The following is a 1,820-nucleotide window of genomic DNA, read 5'->3' as shown; positions in this document are numbered from 1 at the left end:
ATTATGCGAAGGAAAGGTGTTAGACCCAAATAGTAATGTCGTACTTGAGCCAAATAGAAATGTCGTACCCCGTTGCCAAGGCTGGCATGCTGGCGGCTTTCCGTCCATCCGAGACCGGAGGCCGCGATGCGCAAGCCCGAGACCATCACGATGACGATGCGCGAACTCGATCGGCTCAAGGTGATTCAGGCCGTGGTCGACCATGGCCTGGCGGTCTGGCGTGCCGCCGAGAAGCTCGGCTTGTCGCGGCGCCAGGTAGAACGTCTGGTGCTGCGCTACCGAGAGGACGGTCCTTGTGGCCTGGGCTCACGCAAGCGCGGCCGTGACAGCAATCGCCAGTTGCCGCCCGGGGTCGAATCCCGGGTGCGCGGCCTGATCCGCGACAGCTACGCCGACTTCGGCCCGACGCTGGCGTGCGAGAAGCTGCGCGAGCGCCATGGCATCGACCTGGCCACGGAGACCGTTCGCCGCATCATGATCGACGCCGGCTTCTGGGTGCCGCGCAAGCTGCGCCCGCCCAAGGTGCACCAGCCGCGCAACCGCCGCGCCTGCCTGGGCGAGCTGGTGCAGATCGACGGCAGCGACCACCGCTGGTTCGAGGACCGGGCGCCGGCGTGCACGTTGCTGGTTTATGTCGATGACGCGACTGGACGCCTGATGCAGTTGCTGTTCGTGCCGACCGAGTCGACGCCGGCGTATTTCACCGCCACGCGTGCCTATGTCGAGCGCCATGGCAAGCCGATGGCGTTCTACAGCGACAAGGCCGGCATCTTCCGCGTCAACGCCAGGGACAGCGCCGAAGGCCGCGGCTACACCCAGTTCGGGCGCGCGCTGTTCGAGCTCAATATCGACATCCTGTGCGCCAATTCGAGCCCGGCCAAGGGCCGCGTCGAGCGGATGAACGGCACCTTGCAGGACCGGCTGGTCAAGGAGCTGCGGCTGCGCGGCATCAGCACGATGGCCGCCGCCAACGCCTTTGCCCCGCACTTCATCGCCGACTTCAATGCGCGCTTCGCCAAGGTGCCCAGGCGCGATTTCGATGCGCACCGGCCGCTGCGCGGCGACGAGGACCTGGCGCGCATCTTCAGCTGGCGCGAATGGCGCAAGGTCTCGCAAAGCCTCACGCTGCAGTACGACAAGGTGATGTACTTGCTCGCGGACCGGCCCGAGCACCGGCGCCTGATTCATCGGTATATCGAGGTCGCCGAGTATCCGGACGGGCGCATCGAGCTGTGGGCCGATGGCGCTGCCCTGCCCTACACCACTTATGACCGGCTCGGCGAGATGGACCAGGGTGCGATCGTCGAGAACAAGCGGTTGGGAGCGGTGCTGGCACTGGCTGCCAAGGTGCAGGCGCAGCGCGACGATCGCCAGCAGGCGGGGCCGTCGCGCACGCTGCAGGGTGAACCCGCTCGGCCCCATCGCGCGCCGCTGAACGTCAAGCGGCAGCGGCTGATCAACCGGCTCGATCTGGAGCGCGCGCTGGCCGCGGCGCCACTCAAGCAGAAAGCGGACCTTTCAACTTGGCCCACGGTGAATCCACCGCCCCACCCTGAGCGGAATTCGGTCACGTCAGGCCAGCCCCACCGCCCTACTGCTACCCCGCAAAAGAACGCAACCCCGCACAAAAAGCACGCCCATGCCGACATTTGAATTTAGCGGAGGCGACGACCTTTCAAAACCGCCTAGACAAAAGGTGTTGGCGCCAGATTTTAATGTCCGGTTATAGCCAGATTCAAATGTCCGAGTTGGTCCGGGTAACCTGTACGGCCTTGAGCCAGCCAGGGAGCCGCCATGCGACCGGACACGATCACCATGAC

Annotated in this window: 1 protein-coding gene; it reads left to right on the top strand. The window is 65.2% G+C overall.

All coding sequences use genetic code 11. The features are described 5' to 3' along the window. Positions 1-150: 150 nt before the first annotated feature. Complete coding sequence (locus tag MKD38_RS30510) at positions 151-1,653, top strand: ISNCY family transposase (RefSeq protein WP_371925760.1); 1,503 nt, start codon at positions 151-153, stop codon at positions 1,651-1,653. The last annotated feature ends 167 nt before the right edge of the window (positions 1,654-1,820 follow it).

Origin of the sequence: Cupriavidus sp. WGlv3 (assembly GCF_023952475.1) — a bacterium.
Lineage (GTDB): Bacteria > Pseudomonadota > Gammaproteobacteria > Burkholderiales > Burkholderiaceae > Cupriavidus > Cupriavidus phytorum.
Note: the sequence above shows the minus strand (reverse complement) of the source record. Positions and strands in the feature narration are given on the sequence as shown.

What these genes read in the sequence shown, in the direction of transcription:
- MKD38_RS30510 (WP_371925760.1), top strand. Translation starts at nt 151, where the DNA reads ATGACGATGCGCGAACTCGATCGGCTCAAGGTGATTCAGGCCGTGGTC.